Genomic DNA, 18,469 nt, shown 5'->3' on the forward strand with positions numbered 1-18,469 from the left:
GCCAGACAGGATTACCCGACGGTAGAGGGATCTATTGGGCAGATCACCACCGGCCGGTCCACCCGTTCCCTCCGGGGGTGGTCCAACCCGTAGAGTGACGCACACGCGGCGTTCGAACGGGCCTGCCCGGCAAGGCGGATCGGCGCGGCCCGAACAGCGGACCGGACTGCACAGGGGGGCAGATGAGCACCGACGCGCGGCGCTCCTCCATACCGCCCCGCCCCGCGGAGCCGCCCGCGGTGCCGCCCACAGTCCAACCGCCGCCCGCCGTACCGCAGCCCCGCTCCCGCATCACGGACGCGCTGCTGCCGCCCAAGCCGCCGGCGCCGCCGCGGCCCACCGCCCCGCCACCCGCCGCACCCACGGCCCCGCCCACGGTCCCGCCCACGGCTCCTCCCGCGGCGCCGACTTCGGCCGAGACCACCACCCAGCTCCGCGTCCCGCCGCCCCCGGCACCGTCGCTGCCCCTGTCACCGGACCAATCGCCGACCGCCGCCGCCCGGCACGGCCTGCCCGCCTCCCGCGCCCCCTGGGCCGTACCGCCCGAGACCCCGGCCGAACTGACCACCCGGCTGCGCCCGGTGCCCGGCCGACGGCCCGTCAGGACCATCGCCGCCGTGGCCTGCGTCGTCCTCGGCCTCGGGCTGATCGGCGGCGCCGTCACCGGGAGCTGGCTGACCGGCGACTCGGCCGCCGAACCCGCCGAACGCTCCAGCTTCACCGCGGCGCGCGCCCTGTGGCACAGCACCCCGGTCGACGCGCTCTTCCCCCGTACGCTCAAGGGCGAAGGGGCCGGACCCGGCGGCGCCGACCGCACCTGGACCCGGATCGCCGTCGCCCCCGACAGCCCGTGCGCGAACGCACTCGACCCGCTGCTCGTCAGCACGCTCAACCCCGTCGGCTGCGAGCGCGTCCTGCGCGCCACCTACACCGACGCGACCGCCAGCAGCGTCACCACCGTCGGGCTGGTCTTCACGGCGGCCGACGCACCGGCGGCGCACGACCTGCGGGCCCGGTTCGAGAAGGAGCGCCTCGGCGAGCGGGCCGATCTGATGCCGCGCCCCTTCGCCGCCGCGGGGACCACCGCCACGGCCTTCGGCGACCGGCAGCGCGCGAGCTGGACCGTGAACGTCCTCACCGACGCGCCCGTCGTCGTCTTCGCCGTCTCCGGCTTCGCCGACGGACGCCAGGTCGCCCGCCCGCTCCCCGCAGACAAGGCCATGGCGGCCCGCGCCACCTCGGACGTCGCCCAGGCGGGCCTCGGCCAGGAGGCCAAGGGCATCGCCGACCGTATCGAGCGCGGGCTGCGCACGACGGTCGAGGCGAGCCCGGGGACGGCCGAGTGAGGCGTCACCGGCTCGCCGCCGCCCTCGCCGCGACGTCCTTCGCCCTCCTCGTACCGGCGGCGCCCGCCCACGCCGACTCGCTCCGCGACCAGCAGTGGGGGCTCGAAGCGCTGCACACCGAAGCGGCCTGGCGCACCGCGCAGGGCCACGGCGTCACCGTGGCCGTCCTCGACACCGGGGTCGACGGCACCCACCCCGACCTCGAAGGACAGGTGCTCCCCGGCAAGGACTTCATCGGCTTCGGCGCGGAGCGCGGCGACCGCTCCTGGGCCCGGCACGGCACCGGAATGGCCGGCATCATCGCCGGACACGGCCACGGGCCCGGCGACGAGGAAGGCGTGCTCGGCATCGCACCGCAGGCCAAGATCCTGCCCGTCCGGGTCATCCTCGAAGGCTCCGACCCGGCCCGGGACCGGGCCCGCGACTCCAAGGGCGGCGCCCTCGCCGACGGCATCCGCTGGGCCGCCGACCACGGCGCCGACGTCATCAACCTCTCCCTCGGCGACGACAGCGCGTCCGCGCACCCGGAGAGGGGCGAGGACGACGCCGTCCAGTACGCGCTCGGCAAGGGCACCGTCGTCGTCGCATCGGCCGGCAACGGCGGCGAGAAGGGCGACCACATCTCGTACCCCGCCGCCTACCCCGGCGTGATCGCCGTGACGGCGGTCGACCGGTACGGCACGCACGCCGCGTTCTCCACCCGCCGCTGGTACGCCACGGTCAGCGCCCCCGGCGTCGACGTCGTCCTCGCCGACCCCGACCGCAAGTACTACGAAGGCTGGGGCACCAGCCCCGCCGCCGCCTTCGTCTCCGGCACCGTCGCCCTGCTCCGCTCGGCGCACCCCGGGCTCACCCCCGCGCAGATCAAGCGGCTCCTCGCCGACACCGCGCGCGAGTCGCCCAAGGGCGGCCGCGACGACGCGCGCGGCTACGGCCTCGTCGACCCGGCCGCGGCCCTGGACGCCGCCGCGCAGCCGGTCGCGCAAGACACGACGGCCGGCTACGCACGGCGCTACTTCGGCGCGGGCCCGGACGCCCCGCGCAAGAAGTCGGAACCGTCCGGCTGGCTGGCCCCGGTCGCAGGCGGCCTCGGCGGCCTGTTCCTGGCGGCGGCGGTGGTCCTGTGGCGCGGCAGGCGCCACTCACTCGGCCGCTGAACCCAGGCCCCGCCCGGCCGGCCCGTCCCTCCGCCCGCCGGCCCGTCCCTCCGCCGCTGGGCAGCGAACCGCCCCGATACGCTCACCCCGTGGCCCTCAAGAACATCCCCGACTCCGGATTCTCCGCCGACGACGGCACGGCCGACGCCGCGCTCAGCACCGCGCTCGCCGCGTGGGCCGTCGACCGGGCGGCCGAGCCGCAGGTGCTCGCGGCGCTCGGCGGCGCCAGGCTGCTGGTTCCCGTCGTCGCCGTGCTCGGCGAGATCGAGGAGGACGAGAACGGGCTGCGCCGCGAGAAGACCAGTGACATGGCGGTCCCCACGCTCCGTGCCGGCGACCGGCGCGCGCTGCCCGCCTTCACGTCGACCGACTCGCTGGCCCGCTGGGACCCGGCGGCCAGGCCCGTCGCCGTACCGCTGCGGCAGGCCTTGGAGGCGGCGGCGCACGAGGGGGCCGACACGCTCGTACTCGACCTGGCGGGCCCCGTCACCTACCAGCTCACCGGCGCCGCGCTGCGCGCGCTCGCCGAGGGCCGCGTGAGCGCCGACCCGCTGGCCGACCCGGCCGTCGCGGCGGCCGTACGGTCGGTCGTGGCCGCCGAGCCCGCCGTGCTGCGCGCCCATCTCGGCCCCGGCAGCGCGGACGGCACCCTCGCGCTCGTACTCGACGGCGGAGCACCGCCCGCCGATGCGGCCCGCAGGGTCGCCGAGGCGCTGGCGGCCGACGAGGTGCTCAGGGCGCGGCTGGTGCGCGGTCTGGATCTGGCCCTGCTGCCGCCGGAGTCGGCGCCACCGGGCGAGCCTCTTTACGTACGGCCGTAACGAACGCGCAGTTGTGGGACCTCAGCCGTAGACCGGCCCGGTGTACTTCTCGCCGGGGCCCTGGCCGATCTCGTCCGGTACGACCGACGCCTCGCGGAACGCGAGCTGGAGCGACTTCAAACCGTCCCGCAGCGGCGCGGCGTGGAACGAGCTGATCTCCGTCGTGCTCGCGTCCATCAGCCCGGCCAGCGCCATGATCAGCTTGCGCGCCTCGTCCAGGTCCTTGTGCTCCTCACCCTCCTCGGTGAGCCCGAGCTTCACCGCCGCCGCGCTCATCAGATTCACCGCGACGGTGACGATCACCTCGACGGCGGGCACCTCCGCGATGTCGCGTGTCATGGCGTCGAAGTCGGGGGATGCCGTGGGCTCCGAGGAGTCCTGGGACGAGGAAGAAGAGGAAGAAGAGGGGGTCGCGTCGCTCATGCCCACACCCTAGGCCCCACGCGCGCGAGGCCCGCCCGTGCGGCCGGTTAGCTCCTGCGGGGGAGAGGTGCTAACCTGGAGTGACGACCGGCTGGACATCTGTATGTCCGGCCCACAAGTGGAGGCTCCGATCTCCCACCTGACCGCCTTCTTCATCCGGCGGCGGGTCACCGGTCAGGTGGCGCCCATCGTTCCGTACGGACGATGGAGCCGCCCGATACGCCCCGCGGTAGACGCGGCGGTGTTCCGGTATTCACGGAGCTGCCGCCTGTGTCCCGTCCGGGGCATTTTTGTTGTCCCGCCACGGTTGGTCTGACGAAACAGACGTTACGCGGCTGTCTGCCAGGCAGTCGTGTGGTGCTACCGAGGAGGATCCATCAGCGCCGAGCCCCGCATCAACGACCGGATTCGCGTTCCCGAGGTGCGACTGGTCGGTCCCAGTGGCGAGCAGGTCGGCATCGTGCCGCTTGCCAAGGCCCTGGAGCTTGCACAGGAGTACGACCTGGACCTGGTCGAGGTCGCGGCGACCGCCCGTCCGCCCGTGTGCAAGCTCATGGACTACGGGAAGTTCAAGTACGAGTCGGCCATGAAGGCCCGTGAGGCGCGCAAGAACCAGGCGCACACGGTCATCAAGGAGATGAAGCTCCGGCCGAAGATTGACCCGCACGACTATGACACCAAGAAGGGTCACGTCGTCCGGTTCCTCAAGCAGGGTGACAAGGTCAAGATCACGATCATGTTCCGTGGTCGCGAGCAGTCCAGGCCGGAACTCGGCTTCCGACTGCTCCAGCGGCTCGCTTCGGACGTCGAGGACCTCGGGTTCATCGAGTCGAACCCGAAGCAGGACGGCCGAAACATGATCATGGTTCTCGGCCCGCACAAGAAGAAGACCGAGGCCATGGCCGAGGCACGCGAGGCGCAGGCCGCCCGCAAGGCCGAACGCCAGGGCTACGCGCCCGACGAGCATGTCGACGAGTCCCCGGACGCCGCCGAAGCTCGCGCCGAAGCCCAGGCCGAGGCACCTTCCGAAGCGTGATCCGTGGGCGCCAACCAGGCGCCCTGGACCGCGGTCCGGAACCCCATCACCATTGAGAAGGCGTCTCGTGCCTGCCGGCCCGTCCGGACCGGCAGGGGGCGCCAATGACGAGGAGAGAACGGCGTCATGCCGAAGAACAAGACCCACAGCGGTGCAAAGAAGCGTTTCCGCGTCACCGGCTCCGGCAAGATCCTGCGCCAGCGCGCCGGTCGCCGCCACTACCTGGAGCACAAGCCCTCGACCCTGACGCGCCGCCTCGCCGGCACCGTCGAGCTCGCCCCGGGAGACGCCGCCAAGGCGAAGAAGCTTCTCGGCATCTAGGGCGTGCCCTAGGCCAGTACAGGGCACACCCGCCGACCTGCGGGGGCCATGCCGTTCTCGGGCCACGTCCCACCGTGACCCAGCTACTAGGAGTTAACAAGTGGCACGCGTCAAGCGCGCAGTCAACGCCCACAAGAAGCGCCGGGCAATCCTTGAGGCAGCCAGCGGTTACCGCGGCCAGCGCTCACGTCTGTACCGCAAGGCGAAGGAGCAGGTCACCCACTCCCTCGTCTACAACTACAACGACCGCAAGAAGCGCAAGGGCGACTTCCGTCAGCTCTGGATCCAGCGGATCAACGCCGCTGCCCGTGCCAACGGCATCACCTACAACCGCTTCATCCAGGGTCTGAAGGCTGCCAACGTCGAGGTGGACCGCAAGATCCTCGCCGAGCTGGCCGTCAACGACACGAACGCGTTCGCCGCGCTCGTCGAGGTCGCCCAGAAGGCGCTTCCGAGCGACGTCAACGCGCCCAAGGCCGCGGCCTGACCGCGCTCGCGCACTCAGCACAGTCACCGGACCCGCAGGCGGAGCCTGCGGGTCCGGTGCGTTCCCGGCCCGTCCGGTAGCCGTCACCCGTCGCCGTCACCCCCGCAGCCGTCCGCCCCGCCAGAAGTGAGAGCCGCCGCATCATGGGCACCCCCACCCCCGAGCTGATCTCCCCGCGCTCAGCGCGCGTCACGGCGGCCCGCAGGCTCGCCAAGCGGGCCTTCCGCGGCAAGGAGCGCCGGTTCATCGCCGAGGGGCCGCAGGCCGTACGGGAAGCGGTCGCCCACCGGTCGGCCGGCGGCGAGCCGACGCTCCTGGAGCTGTTCGCGACGGCCGAGGCGGCGGAGCGGTACGCCGAGATCGTCCAGGCGGCCCGCGACACCGGCGCCCGGGTGCATCTCGCCGCCGACGCCGTCCTGGACGACCTGTCCCAGACGGTCAGCCCGCAGGGCCTGCTCGGGGTCTGCCGCTTCCTCGACACCCCGTTCGGCGAGGTCGTACGGGCGAGGCCCCGGCTCGTGGCCGTCCTCGCGCACGTACGCGACCCGGGCAACGCCGGTACGGTGCTGCGCTGCGCCGACGCGGCAGGAGCCGACGCCGTCGTCCTGACCGACGCGTCCGTCGACCTCTACAACCCCAAGTCGGTGCGGGCGTCGGCCGGTTCGCTCTTCCATCTGCCGGTGGCCGTGGGCGTCCCCGTCGAGGAGGCCGTCCAGGGGCTGCGGGAGGCGGGCGCCCGGATCCTGGCCGCCGACGGGGCCGGTCGCAGCGATCTGGACGACGAGCTGGACGCGGGACGGATGGGCGCCCCGACCGCCTGGGTGTTCGGCAACGAGGCGTGGGGGCTGCCGGACGAGACGCGGGCGCTCGCCGACGCCGTCGTGCGCGTCCCGATCCACGGAAAGGCCGAGAGTCTGAACCTCGCGACCGCCGCCGCCGTATGTCTTTACGCCTCCGCCCGTGCCCAGCGCAAGACAACTCCCTAGGCAGGACGGCGCCTAGTACTGTTGCGCCTCCGAAGAAGCCCGACCCGCGGCCCGACCGCAGCCGGGACAAGCCCGACCCGCAGCCCGAGACAAGCCCCACCGCAGCCCACCGCAGTCCGACAGATGCCCGATCCGCTGATCCGGAAGGGGATACGACGTGCCGGCCATCGACCCCGACGATCTCCCCGACGGCCTTGTCGTCGCCGACGAGACAGGCAAGGTGATCAGCTTCAACGCGGCAGCGGCCCGCATCACCGCCTTACCGTGCGCCGAGGCGATCGGCCGCCCGCTGGAGCAGGCGCTGCCGCTGGAGGACCTGAAGGGCCGCCGCTGGTGGACGCTGACCGATCCGTACGGCGGGCTCGCCATCCGGTCGGGCCAGCCCGAATGCAATCTGCTGCTGCCCGGCGGCCGCGAGGTCCTCGTCTCGGTCCGCTACGTCCGTACGCACCCCACAGGACCCGTCCGCAGACTCGTCGTCTGCCTCCGCGGCACCGAGGCGCGCAGACGGACCGAACTGAGCCACGCCGAACTGATCGCCACCGTCGCGCACGAGCTGCGCTCGCCGCTCACCTCGGTGAAAGGCTTCACCGCGACGCTGCTCGCCAAGTGGGAGCGGTTCACCGACGACCAGAAGCGGCTGATGCTGGAGACCGTCGACGCCGACGCGAACCGGGTGACCCGGCTGATCGCCGAACTGCTCGACATCTCCCGCATCGACTCGGGCCGCCTGGAGGTGCGCCGCCAGCCGGTCGACATGGCAGCGGCCGTCGGCCGCCACGTACAGGCGCACACCGCTTCGGGCCAGGCGCCGGACCGCTTCCTCGTCCGGATGCGGCAGCCGCTGCCCGATCTGTGGGCCGATCCCGACAAGATCGACCAGATCCTCGGCAACCTGCTGGAAAACGCGGTGCGCCACGGCGAGGGAACCGTCACCATTGAGGTGGGCCCCGCGCCCCTCGACCCGACCGCCGACCCGGTGGAGAGCGCCATGACCACGGAGCTGGGCACAGCCGTCACCGTGTGCGACGAAGGCCCCGGCATCCCCGAGGAGTCGATGGGCCGCGTCTTCACCCGCTTCTGGCGGGGCAGCAAACGCGGCGGCACGGGCCTCGGCCTGTACATCGTCAAGGGGATCGTCGAGGCGCACGGCGGGACGATCACCGTGGGGCGCGGCCCCGGCGGCGGCGCCGAGTTCCGATTTATCCTGCCCGTCGGCGCTCCGGCCTATCTGACCTGAGCACGCCCACGGGCTTCGTCACTCCGTACGACCTTTAGACTCGACCTTTGGCGCTTTCGCGTCCTCTGCGAGCCAGGGTCGTTTCGCCAGCCAACCGGAAGTACGGGAAGAGATGTCGGCACCCAACAAGTCGTACGACCCAGTCGAGGTCGAGGCACTGAAACCGCAAGAGATCGACCGGATGCGGGACGAGGCGCTCGCCGCCTTCGCCGCAGCGGGCGATCTCGAAGCGCTCGGTCACGCGAAGACCGCGCACACCTCGGGCACCTCACCGCTCGCGCTCGCCAACCGGGAGATCGGCGCGCTGCCGCCCCAGGCCAAGGCCGAGGCAGGCAAGCGGGTCGGCCAGGCGCGCGGCGCCGTCAGCAAGGCGCTCGCCGCCCGGCAGAGCGAGCTGGAGGCCGAGCGCGACGCCCGGGTCCTGGTCGAGGAGGCGGTGGACGTCACACTGCCCTACGACCGGGTACCGGCAGGCGCCCGGCATCCGCTCACCACCTTCATGGAGCGCGTCGCCGACGTCTTCGTCGCCATGGGCTACGAGGTCGCCGAAGGGCCCGAGGTCGAGGCGGAGTGGTTCAACTTCGACGCGCTCAACTTCGTGCCCGACCACCCGGCCCGGCAGATGCAGGACACCTTCTTCGTCCAGGGCCCCGCGGGCACCGAGGGCGACGAGTCGGGCGTCGTGCTGCGCACGCACACCTCACCCGTCCAGGCGCGCACCCTGCTCGACCGGGAGCCGCCGGTCTACGTCGTCTGCCCCGGGCGGGTCTACCGCACGGACGAGCTGGACGCCACGCACACCCCGGTCTTCCACCAGATCGAGCTGCTCGCCGTCGACGAGGGCCTGACCATGGCCGACCTCAAGGGCACCCTCGACCACATGGTGCAGGCGCTCTTCGGGCCCGAGGTGACGACCCGGCTGCGGCCGAACTACTTCCCGTTCACCGAGCCGTCCGCCGAGATGGACATGGTCTGCTACGTCTGCCACGGCGACTCCGTCGGCAACCCCGACCGGCCCTGCCGCACCTGCGGCAGCGAGGGCTGGATCGAGCTGGGCGGCTGCGGCATGGTCAACCCCAAGGTGCTCGTCGCCTGCGGTGTCGACCCCAAGAAGTACAGCGGATTCGCCTTCGGGTTCGGCATCGAGCGGATGCTGATGTTCCGCCACAATGTCGAAGACATGCGAGACATGGTCGAGGGCGACGTCCGGTTCACCCGGCCGTTCGGGATGGAGATCTGATGCGCGTCCCGCTTTCCTGGCTGCGGGAGTACGTCGACCTGCCGGCGACGGAGACCGGCCGTGACGTACAGGCGCGGCTCGTCTCCGCAGGGCTTGAGGTCGAGGCGGTCGAGCAGCTCGGCGCGGGGCTCAAGGGCCCGCTCGTCGTCGGCAAGGTGCTCACCATCGAGGAGCTGGAGGGCTTCAAGAAGCCCATCAGGTTCTGCACCGTCGACGTCGGCACCGCCAACGGCACCGGCGAGCCGCAGGAGATCGTCTGCGGCGCCCGCAACTTCGCCGTCGGCGACAAGGTCGTCGTGGTCCTGCCCGGCGCCGTGCTGCCCGGCGACTTCGCCATCTCGGCGCGCAAGACGTACGGCAAGACCTCGCACGGCATGATCTGCTCAAGTGACGAGCTGGACATGGGCGACGACGGCACGCACGGCATCATCGTGCTGTCGCCCGAGCACGAGGTCGGCTCGGACGCCGTCGCGCTGCTGGAGCTGGTGGACGAGGTCCTCGACATCGCCGTCACGCCCGACCGCGGCTACTGCCTTTCGCTGCGCGGCATCGCCCGCGAGACCGCCATCGCGTACGGGCTGCCGCTGCGCGACCCGGCGCTCATCGACGTACCGGCGCCGAGCGCGTCCGGATACGGCGCGAAGGTCTCCGACCCGATGGGCTGCGACCGGCTCACGCTCCGTACGGTCACCGGGCTCAACCCCGAGGCGCAGTCGCCGATCTGGATGCGGCGCAGGCTGCAGAAGGCCGGGATGCGGCCCATCTCGCTCGCCGTCGACATCACCAACTACGTGATGCTGGAGATCGGCCAGCCGCTGCACGCCTACGACCGCTCGCGGCTCGAAGGGCCCATCGGGGTGCGCCGCGCGCAGCCCGGTGAGCGGATCACCACCCTCGACGACACCGAGCGGGTGCTCGACCCGCAGGACCTGGTCATCACCGACGACCGGGGCCCCATCGGGCTCGCCGGGGTGATGGGCGGCGCCCACACGGAGATCGCCGACGGCGGTGAGACGGGCGGCACGACCGACGTCGTCATCGAGGCGGCGCACTTCGACGCGATCTCCATCGCCCGTACGGCCCGCAGGCACAAGCTGTCCTCCGAGGCGTCCAAGCGCTTCGAACGCGGCTCCGACCCGCAGGCCACCGCGGCGGCGGCGCAGCGGACCGTCGATCTGCTGGTGCTGCTCGGCGGCGGTACGGCGGAGGCCGGCGTCACCGAGGTCATCGCGCCGTCGGCGCCGCACACGATCAGCATGCCGGCCCGTCACCCCGACCGCGTCGCGGGTGTCGAGTACGGCAGGGAGACCGTCGTACGGCGGCTCCAGGAGATCGGCTGCGACGTCTACGGGCAGGACGAACTCGTCGTGACCGTGTCGTCCTGGCGGCCCGACCTCGACGCGCCCAACGACCTCGCCGAAGAGGTCATCCGGCTGGAGGGGTACGAGAACCTGCCCTCCACGCTGCCCACCCCGCCGGCGGGCCGCGGCCTCACCGAGCGGCAGCGGCTGCACCGCCGCGTCGGCCGGGCCCTCGCGGGCGCCGGCTACGTCGAGGCGCTGAGCTACCCGTTCATCGGCGCCGCCGTACTCGACCAGCTCGGCCTGCCGGCCGACGACGCGCGCCGCCGTACGGTCCACCTGGCCAACCCGCTCTCCGACGAGGAGCCCGCGCTGCGCACGACGCTGCTGCCCGGACTGCTCGGGGCGCTGCGCCGCAACGACGGCCGCGGCTCGCACGACCTGGCGCTGTTCGAGACGGGTCCGGTGTTCCGGCCGACCGGCGACGAGACGGTGCCGGTCCGGCTGCCCGTCGACCGGCGGCCGACCGACGAGCAGATCGCCGCGCTCGACGCCGCGCTGCCGCGCCAGCCGCGCCGTGCGGCCGTCGTGCTGGCCGGTGCGCGCGAGCAGGCGGGCTGGTGGGGCAAGGGCCACCCGGCCGGCTGGGCGGACGCCGTGGAGGCGGCCCGCACGATCGCCCGTGAGGCGGGCGCCGAACTGGTCGTACGGGCCGACCAGCACGAGCCCTGGCACCCCGGCCGGTGCGCCGCGCTGTTCGCGACGGTGGACGGCACGGAGACCCTGGTCGGCCACGCGGGCGAGCTGCATCCGCGCGCCGTGAAGGCACTCGGCCTGCCGGAGCGCACCAGCGCCGCCGAGGTCGATCTCGACCTGCTGGAGCGGGCCGGGGCGGGACCGCTGCGGGCGCCCAGGATCTCCACCTTCCCGGTGGCGACCCAGGACGTGGCGCTGGTCGTCGGGCGTGAGGTGCCGGCCGCCGACGTGGAGCGGGCGCTGCGCGAGGGCGCGGGACCGCTGCTCGAAGGCATCCGGCTGTTCGACGTGTTCACCGGCGAGCAGCTCGGTGCGGACCGCAAGTCCCTCGCCTACGCCCTGCGGTTCCGGGCGGCCGACCGGACGCTGACCGTCGACGAGGCGTCGGCCGCGCGTGACGCCGCGGTCGCGCTGGCGGCCGAGCGCACGGGCGCCGTACTGCGCGGCGCCTGACGGTCCGCGCCTGACAGCGCCCGTCGGCCGTCGGCCGACGGCCGACGGGCGGAGTACCGAGGAGCGGATCCGCAAGCCAGGGATCCGCTCCTCACTCGTTCGAGTGAGAACTCCTGGTGGAGGGCCCGCACCGGGCCCGGTGATCGACACAATCGATCCGGCCACTCAGCCGAAGGGGCGGGCCATGATCCGTACCAGGACAGCAGCCAGACCGGCGGGGGAATCCGCCGCCGGACCGTCGTCCCTCTGGCGCGCCCTCGTCTACCTCGTCCCGGGCCTGTGGCTCGCCTCCGTGTTCGGCTGGGAGCTGCTGGGCCCGCCGACCGATGAGGACCACGGCGGGCTGGTCCAGCGCTTCGCGGCCTGCGCGGCCTGCCTGCTCCCCGCCGCGTGCGTGGTGGCCGGGGTGCGGCACGGCCCGGTGCGCGAGCTGCGGCAGTTACGCGCGATCGCGCGGGCCGCGCAGGACGTACTGCTCAGACCGCTGCCGGAGCAGCTCGACGGGCTGACCCTCGCCGCAGGACAGCTCTCCGCGACCCGGGGGGCAGACATCGGCGGCGATCTGTACGAGGTGCTGGTCACCCCGTTCGGCGTGCGGGTGGTGATCGGGGACGTACGGGGCCACGGGCTGCCCGCCGTCGGTGCGGTCGCCGCCGTCCTCGGCTGCTTCCGGGAGGCGGCGTACGACGAACCGGCGCTCGACGGGGTGCTGCGCAGACTGGAGCGGGCGCACCAGCGCCAGGTGCGCAGGCGGGCCGGGCAGGAGTGTCCGACGGCGGCCGACGCGCTGCTGTGCCCCGCAGCCGAGGAGTTCGTGACGGTACTGCTGCTGGAGATCAGCGCGGACGCCGAGGTGCTGGCCGTCAACTGCGGTCATCCGTGGCCCCGCAGGATCGGCGGTGAGGTGACGCCGCTCGCCTCCGGTGAGCCGCTGCCGCCGCTCGGCGCCATTCCGCTGCCCGCCGACGTACCCGTGCAGAACTGCGGCCGGCTGCTGCCGGGCGAGGCGCTGTTCCTGCACACGGACGGCGCGACGGACGCCCGTGACCACGCCGGGCGGTTCTTCGGTCTGGAGGCCGTGCTGGCCGCCTCGGCAGGGGAGGCCCCGCTCTCACCCGCCGCGCTGGTACGGCGGGTGCACACCGCTCTGCTGCGGCACACCGGGGGTCAGGTCACCGACGACATCGCGCTGCTGGTGCTGTGCAACGACCGTGCGCGGGTACCGGCGCAGTCCGCTGAGTCGGAGCTGCGCCGCACCCGTCCGACACCCTCCCATCCCTAGTGGCTCACTTGGCTGCACGGCCGACCGCGCCGTCCGCCTGCCGCGGAGTGTCGGGCAGGTCGGCAGGACGGACGGTGCGGTCACAGGCCGCCGCACGGTACGAGGGGGAGCCGGCGGCCCGGCCGACGGCATTCAGTCAACCGGCCCCCGCGCGGCACCGGCAGAGCGCACACTGTCCGGATCCGGGCGTTACGTTCACACCCCGTGTGAACGCCGTCCTGCGGGCGCCGTGCGGGGGCGGGGTCCTGCGAGCCACCGGAGGGGGATATGCAGCCCAACACTCTGCTGGAATCGCTGCTCGACGAGGCGGGCGTCTCGCATGCCGGCTTCGCCGCGCGGGTCAACCAGGCCGGCCGGGACAGGGGTCTGTCCCTGCGGTACGAGCACACGGCCGTGGGGCGCTGGCTCAAGGGGCAGCGGCCGCGCGGCGAGGTGCCGGACCTGATCTGCGCGGTCCTGAGCGAGCGGCTGCGCCGCCCGCTGGCCCTGGACGACATCGGGTTCGGCCGGCCCGGCGAGCCGCCGGGTGCCGAAGCCACCCCGTTGGCCGGGTTCGTGGAGCGGGCCACCGCGCTGTGGCGCTCCGACATGCAGCGGCGGCCGCATGTCGTGGACGCGCCGGCCGTCACCGGCACGCCCGCCGTGCTGCCGGTATGGGAGTGGGAGAACCCGCCGGAGGACGGCGACGTCTCGCGCAGCGGCCCCACCAAGGTCTCGCCCGAGGACATAGAGCTGCTGCGGGCGGCCAGGGCCCACTACGAACTGATGTACCGCAGGGCGGGCGGGGTGGTGACCCGGGCCAGGATCGTCGGCTTCCTCAACGCCGAGACGGCGCCGCTGCTGCGCGGCGGGTACAGCGACGCGCTGGGCCGTCAACTGCACCGCGCGGCCGGGGGGCTGGTCGCCGTCGCGGGGATCTGCGCGTACGACTCGGACGCGCACGGCCTCGCCCAGCGCTACTTCCACCAGGCGCTGCGCCTCGCCAAGGCCAGCGGCGACCGGGGCCTCGGCGCCTATGTGATCGCGCTGCTCGTCAACCAGTCGCTGTACCGGGCCGAGTACCGCCAGGCCGTGGCCTTCGCCGAGGCGGCGCTGCGGGCGGCCGGGCGGCAGATCACGCCCGCGCTCGCCGCCGACCTGTACGCGATGCAGGCCAAGTCGTACGCGTGTCTGGGCGACAGCGCCGGCGCCCTGGAACGGATCAGGCGCGCGGAGCAGGCGGCGGAGCGCATCAGACCGGGGTACGAGCCGGACGAGACCGGTTACGTCCAGCCGGGCCTGGTCAACGTACAGGTGGCGGAGGCGCTGCTGAGCCTCGGCGATCTGCCGGCCGCCCGCGCGCACGCGGCTGCGGCCGTGGACACCCCGGCACACGACCGGGGCCGGGTGCACCGGCTCGCGATGCTCAGCCATATCGAGCTGCGCCAGGGCGAACCGGACCGCGCGGCGCGCACGGCGGTCGAAATGACCGAGCGGGCCAGGGGCATGGAGTCGCAGCGGCTGCGCGACCGGCTGCGCTCGGTCCGCGAACAACTCGTCGCCAGCGGCTGCACGGACGCGGAGGAGACGGCCGAACTCATCGACGGCGCACTGCGCGTGCCGCTGTAGAAAGGCCACTGCTGCGACTCTGCCATCAACTTGTCGAAAGGTGGCAGAAACGTGCAGTGGACGAAACTAAGCGAAACACACGTCTATGGAAACCGCTGGTTCGAGGTGAATCTGGCGGACGTCGAACTCCCCGACGGCCGGCATCTGGACCACTTCCTCATCCGGCTGCGCCCGGTGGCCGTGGCGACGGCGGTCAACGAGGCCGACGAGGTGCTGCTGCTCTGGCGGCACCGCTTCATCACCGACAGTTGGGGCTGGGAGCTGGCAGCGGGTGTGGTGGAGGACGGCGAGGACATCGAGAGCGCGGCGGCGCGCGAGATGGAGGAGGAGACCGGCTGGCGCCCCGGCGCGCTCAAACACCTGCTCACCGTCGAGCCGTCCAACGGCCTGACCGATGCCCGGCACCATCTCTACTGGTCGGAGAGCGCGACGTACGTCGGGCACCCCGAGGACGACTTCGAGTCCTCACGCCGGGAGTGGGTGCCGCTCAGCCGGGTGCCCGCGCTCCTCGCACGCGGTGAGATCCCGGCGGCCAACATGGCTGCCGCGCTGCTGATGCTCCATCACATACGGCTGGGGTAGTCCGGACCGCCTGACCACTCCGGGTGTCCCGAGCAGCGCGGGTGACCCGACACGACACCGTCCGCCGGCGCCCTGCCTCTCCGGCGCCGGCGGACGGCCGGATACGGTGTCCGGGCCCCGCCGTTGCGTCTTGATCCGGGAGGACCCCCATGTCGGCAGCGTTTTTCTCCGCTCTGTCCCATCTCGAATGCTCCAGGACCGGCGCCGTCAGTGACGCCGACGTGCTGCAAGGGACGTCCGAAGCGGGGGCCCCGCTGCTGGCCCGTTACGACCTGGACCGGGTCAAGGCGTCCGTGAAACGCGAGGAGATCGCCGACCGGGCACCGGACCTCTGGCGCTACCGCGAGCTGCTGCCCGTACGGGACGAGCGCCATGTCGTCACCCTCGGCGAGGGGATGACCCCGCTGCTCGACCTGCCCCGCTACGGCGCCCGACTCGGTGTACCCGGACTGCGGATGAAGGACGAGGGGCTGATCCCCACCGGCACCTTCAAGGCGCGCGGCGCCGCCGTCGGCGTCTCACGCGCCGCCGAACTCGGCGTGACCGGCATCGCCATGCCGACCAACGGCAACGCGGGCGCGGCCTGGGCGGTCTACGCCGCGCGGGCCGGGATGCGCAGCCTGATCGCGATGCCCGTGGACGCCCCGGAGATCACCCGCACCGAGTGCGTCGTCGCGGGCGCCGAGCTGTACCTGGTCGACGGGCTGATCGGCGACGCGGGCAAGATCGTCGCCGCCGCCGTCCGCGAACGCACCGGCTACCAGGAGGTCTCCACCCTCAAGGAGCCCTACCGGCTCGAAGGCAAGAAGACCATGGGCTACGAGATCGCGGAGCAGCTCGGCTGGCGCTGCCCCGATGTGATCCTCTATCCGACCGGCGGCGGTGTCGGCATCATCGGCATCTACAAGGCGCTCCTGGAGATGCGCGAACTGGGCTGGCTGACCGGTGACTTGCCGCGCCTGGTCGCCGTCCAGGCGGCGGGCTGCGCGCCGATCGTGGACGCGTACGAGCGCGGCGACACCGAGAGTGTGGCGCCCGCGAAGTCCCACACGGTCGCCTTCGGCATCACCGTCCCCAAGGCGCTCGGCGACTTCCTCGTCCTGGATGCCGTACGGGCCACCGAAGGCACCGCCATCGCCGTGACCGACGAGGAACTGCTGGCGGCCCAGGGCGATCTCGCCCGCGCCGAGGGCATGTTCATCTGCCCGGAGGGCGCCGCCTGCTTCGCCGCCGTGGACAAGCTGCGCGAGTCCGGCTGGCTGCGCGGCGACGAGGACGTGGTCGTACTGAACACCGGCGCCGGGCTGAAGTACCCGGAGACGGTGCCGGTGGACGTCCCCACGCTGCCGGTCGACGGACGCATTCCGGCCGCGGGCGAACCGTGGTCCGACAGTGAGTGACCCGACGGCCGGGAGTGACCCGACGAGTGACCTGACGGCCGGGGCCGGTTCGACGGGCGGGAGTGACCCGACGCGGGACCTGACGGCCGGGACCGGTTCGACGGGCGGGACCGGTTCGACGGCGGTGCGCTGGCGGCGCGACATCCACCGGCATCCGGAGACCGGCTTCACCGAATTCCGCACCGCCAGTCTGATTGCCGCGCGCCTCACCGAGCTGGGCTGGCGGGTGCGCACCGGCACCGACGTCATCTCGTCAGGACACCGGCTCGGTGTACCGGACCCGGCCGAACTCGACGCCGCGTACCGGCGCGCCGCCGAATCGGGCGCGGATACGCGGCAGTTGGCGGCGCTGCGCGGTGGTCATACGGCCGTGGTGGCGACGCTGCCGGGCGCCCGGCCGGGACCGGCGGTCGCCCTGCGCGCCGACATCGACGCCCTGCCGATCCTGGAGTCCGCCGACGACACGCATCTCCCCGCACGCGAGGGGTTCCGCTCCGTGCACGACGGGGTCATGCACGCGTGCGGCCACGACGGGCATGTCGGCATGGCCGTCGAACTCGCCGAGCGGCTGACCGCCGACCCGCCGCCCGCAGGGTCGGTGACGCTGATCTTCCAGCCGGCCGAGGAGGGCGGCAGAGGAGCGCGCGCCATGGTGCCGGCCGGGGCCGCCGACGGCATCGACGTACTGATCGCCGCCCATCTCGGCCTCAGCCTGCCCACCGGCACCGTCGCCTCGTCCCTGGACGGCCTGCTCGCCAACTCCAAGCTCAGGGCGGTCTTCCACGGCGTCTCGGCCCATGCGTCGCTCGCCCCGCACGAGGGCCGCAGCGCCCTGCTCGGCGCCGCCGCCGCCACGCTCGCCGTGCACGGGCTGCCGCGTGTCCCCGGCCATGAGACCCGGGTCGGGGTCGGCCGGATCAGCGGCGGTACCTCCAGCAACATCGTCCCCGACCGGGCCGAGATGCTGCTGGAGACCCGCGCGGACGAGGGGTCCGTCAACGAGGACCTGGAGGCGCGGGCCCGTACCGCGCTGCGCGGGGCGGCGGAGATGTACGGGCTGCGGGTCGACGTCGAGCTGATCGGCGGCGTCACGACGGCGCGCGCCGACAGGCCCGCCGTCGAACTCGTCGAGGCGGCTGCGGCGGCAGCGGCGCTGCGGCTGGTGACGGCGTCCGCCGAGAACGGGGTGGCGAGCGACGACGCCACCGCCTTCATGCGCCAGGTCCAGCGCGGCGGCGGGTACGCCAGCTACGTCGGCGTAGGAGCGGACCTGGCCGCACCCCACCACACGCCGCGCTTCGACTTCGACGAGGCGGCGCTGCCGCTCGGCGTCACCCTGCTGGAAGGATTCGTCCGCCGCGCGCTGGACGGCCTGCCGGACACCCCCTAGTCGGGGCCTAGTCGGGGAAGGCGCCGCGCAGGGCGGTGAACAGCAGCTCCAGCCGGGCCCGGTGGTCGTCGATCACCGGGCCCGCCGGCTCCCCGGCGGTCAGGCGGCGCGCGGTCTCCACCATCACCGTGCTGTAACCGGCGATGAAGAAGGCGGCGAACAGCGCCCCTTCGCCTTCGAAGGCCGGGTCGCGTGCGAGTTCGTCGGCGAGGGTCCGCTGCAGGTCGGAGGCGATCTCCCGGGCCCGCGCGATCAGCGCGGGCGAGGCGGCGACGGTCCGGAAGAACGGGATGGACCGGTCCTTGACGCCGGACAGCGCGTGCCGGGTGTCGACGAGCCGCAGGGTCGTGTCGCGCAGGGACGTCACCACGCCGACGCCGGGAGCGCGGTCGCGCACCGCCGAGCGCAGGAACGCCACGGCGTCGTCCGCGCGGTCCAGGAACAGGTCCTCCTTGCGCGGGAAGTGCTTGAACACCGTCACGCTCGACACCCCGGCCTCCCGCGCGACCTCGGCGACCGTGACCGTGTCGTACCCGCGCTCCAGGAACAGCCGGGTCGCGACCTCCGAGATCCTCGCCCGCGTCAGCGGCCCGCCCCGCTCTCCGGTCCTCGGCATGTGACCCCACTCCGTTGCGTAACT

General features: G+C 73.1%; 17 protein-coding genes. 15 read left to right on the forward strand and 2 right to left on the reverse strand.

Annotated elements, in window-relative coordinates:
* Positions 1 to 182 precede the first annotated feature (182 nt).
* The 3 genes from ACZ63I_RS29645 (at position 183) to ACZ63I_RS29655 (ending at position 3,324) form a co-directional block, all read left to right on the forward strand.
* Positions 183 to 1,346 (forward strand): hypothetical protein, encoded by a 1,164-nt coding sequence (locus tag ACZ63I_RS29645; protein WP_469342278.1) that lies wholly within the window; start codon positions 183 to 185, stop codon positions 1,344 to 1,346.
* Positions 1,343 to 2,503: a type VII secretion-associated serine protease mycosin gene (gene mycP / locus ACZ63I_RS29650; RefSeq protein ID WP_469342280.1), complete on the forward strand. Its 1,161-nt coding sequence runs from the start codon at positions 1,343 to 1,345 to the stop codon at positions 2,501 to 2,503. Before ACZ63I_RS29645 ends, mycP begins: the two co-directional genes overlap by 4 nt.
* 89 nt (positions 2,504 to 2,592) lie before the next feature.
* Positions 2,593 to 3,324, forward strand: a complete 732-nt coding sequence (locus ACZ63I_RS29655) for an SseB family protein (protein ID WP_469342281.1) — start codon at positions 2,593 to 2,595, stop codon at positions 3,322 to 3,324.
* Between the two features lie 21 nt (positions 3,325 to 3,345).
* Here ACZ63I_RS29655 and ACZ63I_RS29660 read toward each other — a convergent pair whose 3' ends face one another.
* Positions 3,346 to 3,747 (reverse strand): DUF1844 domain-containing protein, encoded by a 402-nt coding sequence (locus ACZ63I_RS29660; RefSeq protein WP_469342282.1) that lies wholly within the window; start codon positions 3,745 to 3,747, stop codon positions 3,346 to 3,348.
* Positions 3,748 to 4,099: 352 nt separating this feature from the next.
* Between ACZ63I_RS29660 and infC the strand changes: the two genes are divergently transcribed.
* From infC to ACZ63I_RS29720, 12 genes are all read left to right on the forward strand, one after another.
* The gene (gene infC / locus ACZ63I_RS29665; protein WP_078863721.1) at positions 4,100 to 4,783 is read left to right on the forward strand and encodes a translation initiation factor IF-3; all 684 of its coding nucleotides are present in this window, start codon (positions 4,100 to 4,102) and stop codon (positions 4,781 to 4,783) included.
* A 126-nt stretch (positions 4,784 to 4,909) separates the two neighbouring features.
* Positions 4,910 to 5,104, forward strand: coding sequence for a 50S ribosomal protein L35 (rpmI, locus tag ACZ63I_RS29670; protein ID WP_041991465.1), 195 nt, complete (start codon positions 4,910 to 4,912; stop codon positions 5,102 to 5,104).
* Between the two features lie 100 nt (positions 5,105 to 5,204).
* Positions 5,205 to 5,591 carry a 50S ribosomal protein L20 gene (gene rplT / locus ACZ63I_RS29675; protein ID WP_041991468.1) on the forward strand — a complete coding sequence of 129 codons (387 nt, stop codon included), beginning with the start codon at positions 5,205 to 5,207 and terminating at the stop codon, positions 5,589 to 5,591.
* Positions 5,592 to 5,734: 143 nt separating this feature from the next.
* On the forward strand, positions 5,735 to 6,577 hold the full coding sequence (locus ACZ63I_RS29680) for a TrmH family RNA methyltransferase (protein WP_469342285.1): 843 nt from the start codon (positions 5,735 to 5,737) through the stop codon (positions 6,575 to 6,577).
* Positions 6,578 to 6,734: 157 nt separating this feature from the next.
* On the forward strand, positions 6,735 to 7,817 hold the full coding sequence (locus ACZ63I_RS29685; RefSeq protein ID WP_469342287.1) for a sensor histidine kinase: 1,083 nt from the start codon (positions 6,735 to 6,737) through the stop codon (positions 7,815 to 7,817).
* A 112-nt stretch (positions 7,818 to 7,929) separates the two neighbouring features.
* Positions 7,930 to 9,057, forward strand: a complete 1,128-nt coding sequence (gene pheS, locus ACZ63I_RS29690; protein ID WP_041991474.1) for a phenylalanine--tRNA ligase subunit alpha — start codon at positions 7,930 to 7,932, stop codon at positions 9,055 to 9,057.
* Complete coding sequence (pheT, locus tag ACZ63I_RS29695) at positions 9,057 to 11,567, forward strand: phenylalanine--tRNA ligase subunit beta (RefSeq protein ID WP_469342289.1); 2,511 nt, start codon at positions 9,057 to 9,059, stop codon at positions 11,565 to 11,567. The genes pheS and pheT overlap by 1 nt, the downstream gene beginning before the upstream one ends.
* A gap of 184 nt (positions 11,568 to 11,751) precedes the next feature.
* A complete protein-coding gene (locus ACZ63I_RS29700; RefSeq protein ID WP_469342290.1) occupies positions 11,752 to 12,849 on the forward strand; it encodes a PP2C family protein-serine/threonine phosphatase in 1,098 nt (365 codons plus the stop codon).
* Between the two features lie 267 nt (positions 12,850 to 13,116).
* Positions 13,117 to 14,457, forward strand: coding sequence for a transcriptional regulator (locus ACZ63I_RS29705; protein WP_469342292.1), 1,341 nt, complete (start codon positions 13,117 to 13,119; stop codon positions 14,455 to 14,457).
* Positions 14,458 to 14,508: 51 nt separating this feature from the next.
* The gene (locus ACZ63I_RS29710) at positions 14,509 to 15,039 is read left to right on the forward strand and encodes an NUDIX hydrolase (protein ID WP_469342293.1); all 531 of its coding nucleotides are present in this window, start codon (positions 14,509 to 14,511) and stop codon (positions 15,037 to 15,039) included.
* A 149-nt stretch (positions 15,040 to 15,188) separates the two neighbouring features.
* Positions 15,189 to 16,439 (forward strand): threonine synthase, encoded by a 1,251-nt coding sequence (locus ACZ63I_RS29715; protein ID WP_469342295.1) that lies wholly within the window; start codon positions 15,189 to 15,191, stop codon positions 16,437 to 16,439.
* Positions 16,432 to 17,829 carry an amidohydrolase gene (locus ACZ63I_RS29720; RefSeq protein ID WP_469342297.1) on the forward strand — a complete coding sequence of 466 codons (1,398 nt, stop codon included), beginning with the start codon at positions 16,432 to 16,434 and terminating at the stop codon, positions 17,827 to 17,829. The genes ACZ63I_RS29715 and ACZ63I_RS29720 overlap by 8 nt, the downstream gene beginning before the upstream one ends.
* Before the next feature lie 7 nt (positions 17,830 to 17,836).
* Here ACZ63I_RS29720 and ACZ63I_RS29725 read toward each other — a convergent pair whose 3' ends face one another.
* A complete protein-coding gene (locus ACZ63I_RS29725) occupies positions 17,837 to 18,445 on the reverse strand; it encodes a TetR/AcrR family transcriptional regulator (protein ID WP_469342299.1) in 609 nt (202 codons plus the stop codon).
* Between the last annotated feature and the right edge of the window lie 24 nt (positions 18,446 to 18,469).

The sequence above is a fragment of the Streptomyces sp. NPDC087906 genome, assembly GCF_055584925.1.